The 2,980-nt window shown below is 73.0% G+C and carries 3 protein-coding genes; all 3 read left to right on the forward strand.

Annotated elements, in window-relative coordinates:
• On the forward strand, positions 1–249 hold a 249-nt coding region (locus HW578_RS24860), incomplete at its 5' end, for a GcrA family cell cycle regulator (protein ID WP_232479261.1).
• Between the two features lie 437 nt (positions 250–686).
• A complete protein-coding gene (locus tag HW578_RS24865; protein WP_198373383.1) occupies positions 687–1,562 on the forward strand; it encodes a DMT family transporter in 876 nt (291 codons plus the stop codon).
• Positions 1,563–1,694: 132 nt separating this feature from the next.
• Positions 1,695–2,399: a class I SAM-dependent methyltransferase gene (locus tag HW578_RS24870; RefSeq protein ID WP_198373384.1), complete on the forward strand. Its 705-nt coding sequence runs from the start codon at positions 1,695–1,697 to the stop codon at positions 2,397–2,399.
• Positions 2,400–2,980: the final 581 nt, after the last annotated feature.

Raw genomic sequence — 2,980 nt, forward strand, 5'->3', positions numbered from 1 at the left:
CCGCCCGTGCTGCGCCAGGCGCCGCCGCCCGCCCCGCCGCCGCAGGCCAGCGCGCCGCCGGTGGTGCGGTCGTTCCCGAGCGCACGGCCGCGCATCGGCGCGCGGTCCTGCTGCTGGCCGCTCGGCGAACCCGGCACGCAGAGCTTCCGCTTCTGCGGCGGCGACCCGATGGCCGGCAAGCCGTACTGCGCCGAACATGCCGCGCTGGCGTATGTGAAGCCGCGGGATCGGCGCGAGGACGCGGCGTAGGTCTTTTTCGGATCGCGCGAAGCGCGATCCGGGTCTTTTTTCGCCCTCAAGCGCCGGGCGCCGGCATCTGCCGGCTTGGCTTTCGCGCCGTGCACTGGCGCACCGGCGGCGACTGACGGTCTGGGCGCGGTCGCGCAGTCGCGCTCCCGGATCGCGCGGGGCGCGATCCGCTTGTCGTTTGTCCTCAATCGCGGACGGTCACCATCCCGCCGCATTGCCTTCGCGCCACGCACCAGTGCGCCGGGCGCGACTGAGGGTCTGGCCACGGTCGCGCAGTCGCGCTCGCGGATCGCGGATCGCGCTCAGCACGATCGGCTCAATCATCGGCGGCGCGTCGCCCGCCGGCGCGAGGACCGCAGCCCCGACCGGCGCGCAGGGCCGGGGCGCCGCAATGACGACTTCCGCCGCCCGTTCATTGCGGCGATGCTGCGCACAACATGCAATCGCGCCTGGCCGGGGTGGCGCTGCAACTCGCGGCGCTGGCGACTTTCGTCGTCATGGACACCATCATCAAACTGCTGACGGCGCACTACGCCGTGCCGCAGGTGATGTGGGCGCGCTTCATCTTTGGCTTCGTCACCGTCGCGATCGCGCTGCGCATCGCCACGGGGCACGTGCCCTGGCGGTCGCGCGCGCCGGGGCTGCAGACGCTGCGCAGCCTCATCCTCGCTGCCTGCAACTGGCTGTTCACGACCGCTCTCGTGCATATCCCGCTGGCCGACGCGACCGCGGTCGGCTTCGCCTCGCCGCTGCTCACGGTCGCACTCGCGGCGGTCTGGCTGAAGGAACGCGTGGGGTGGCGGCGCTGGGCCGGGGTGGTGGTCGGGCTGCTCGGCGTGGTGGTGCTGCTGCGCCCGCCCTTCCTCTTTGCGGGGCAGCCGGTGCACTGGGCCATGCTGCTGCCGCTCGGCACTGCGGCGCTGTTTGCCGTCTACCAGATTCTGACGCGGAAGCTCGCGTCGATCGACGACCCGCGGACCACCATCCTGCACACGAGTCTGGCCGCCGCGATCGTCACCTCCGCCGTGCTGCCCACCGCCTGGACCTGGCCGACCAGCGGCGGCTGGGGGGCGCTGGTGCTGCTCGGCATCCTGGGCGGGGCCGGGCACGGGCTCATGGTGCTGGCCTTCGCCCGCGCGCCGGTCAGCCTGCTGGCGCCGATGTCCTACACGCAGATGATCTGGGCGGTGCTGGCGGGCATGCTGGTCTTCGCGGATTTCCCCGACCTCGTGACCCTGCTCGGCATGGTCGTCATCGCCGTGGGCGGCCTGCTGGTGGCACTGCCGGACCGCACCCGGAAAGGCACGCCCTGACGACAATGCACGCGGGCGCGAGGCCGCGCTTGCGCCGCGGCCGCCACTGGTCTAGCGAGGCGCCTTGCGGGTCCGGGATCGGGCGCGCCTGCCTCGCGGCCGCCGTGACCGGCACCGCGCATGAGGGGTTCGATGGCTGACATCGGAATGGCCAAGGGGGCCGAGGAACGCGGGCATGCGCGCGCCGCGCTCGATGCCGACAGCGTGCGCGAGGCCTATCGCCGCTGGGCCGGCGTCTATGACACCGTCTTCGGTGGCGTGTCGGGCTTCGGCCGCCGCCGCGCCGTCGCCGCGGTAAACCGCCTGGCCGGGCCGCGCGTGCTCGAAGTGGGCGTGGGCACGGGCCTCGCCCTGCCGCTCTATCGCCGCGACCTGCAGGTGGTCGGCATCGACCTCTCGCGCGAGATGCTCGAGAAGGCCAAGGAACGCGTCGCATCCGAGCGCCTGGCCAATGTCCGCGGCCTGCTCGAGATGGACGCCGAGCACATGGCCTTCGCGGACGAATCCTTCGACATCGCGGTGGCGATGTTCACCGCCTCGGTCGTGCCGGACGCCAAGAAGCTGTTCGCCGAGATGTCGCGCGTGGTGCGCCCGGGCGGCCACCTGCTGTTCGTCAACCACTTCGCCGCCGAGGGCGGGCCGCGCTGGTGGGTCGAGCGCGCCATGGCGCCGCTGTCGCGCCGCCTCGGCTGGCACCCGGATTTCGCCCTGCGCGACCTGCTCGACCCCGAGGTCACCGCGGTCGAGCGCATGGAACCCTGCCCGCCGGCCGGCATCTTCACCCTGGTGCAGCTGCGCAATCCGGACGCGCTGCCGCAGGCCCTGGCCGCGGAATAGCCCGGCACGCCCCGGACAGGTTTCTGCGCGAATCGCAGGGCTGCGCCGGCCGCACTGAAATCGCCTGGAAGGGCGTGACGGTCCGCCAACTCGGGGCATGACCACCTTTGGCCTAACAACGCCCGGCGCGGCGCCACGGCCTGGTGCGGCGCCGACCTCGAGCACAATGCGAGCGGATGGAGTCCCCCGCTCGGATATCCTGGCCCAGGCACGACTGCTCGCGGAGCAGGTCAGGGCGGGTGCGGGAAGCACGCGGCGGCTCCACCCGGCCCGACCTCGCTCCAGTAGAGAACGGAACCCGCCGCGTCGGATCGCGCGCTGGTCTCGCGATGCGGGCGTCAGCCTCGGCGGCGTTCAGGCACCGCCCAGGAATGTGGGCACCGGACTTCGGAATGCGCCACCGGGCGCATTCGAGACGCGGTCTGTCAGCCTTCGCGCCGCCCGGCAGGCCGCGCCCCGCGCGGCGCCGTGCCGCTGCCCCGCCCCGCGTCGAAGCCCAGGAATCCAGCGTCTGGCCGCGGCGTGCCGCCGTCATTGGCAAAGAGCCGCGGGCGCATCGAGGGTGCCGGCGTGGCGCGCCC

Origin of the sequence: Roseomonas rosulenta, assembly GCF_016106005.1 — a bacterium.
Lineage (GTDB): Bacteria > Pseudomonadota > Alphaproteobacteria > Acetobacterales > Acetobacteraceae > Neoroseomonas > Neoroseomonas rosulenta.

Bases quoted from the DNA above. Each gene is read 5' to 3' on its own strand.
- HW578_RS24865 (WP_198373383.1), top strand. From the start codon at position 687: ATGCAATCGCGCCTGGCCGGGGTGGCGCTGCAACTCGCGGCGCTGGCG.
- HW578_RS24870 (WP_198373384.1), top strand. From the start codon at position 1,695: ATGGCTGACATCGGAATGGCCAAGGGGGCCGAGGAACGCGGGCATGCG.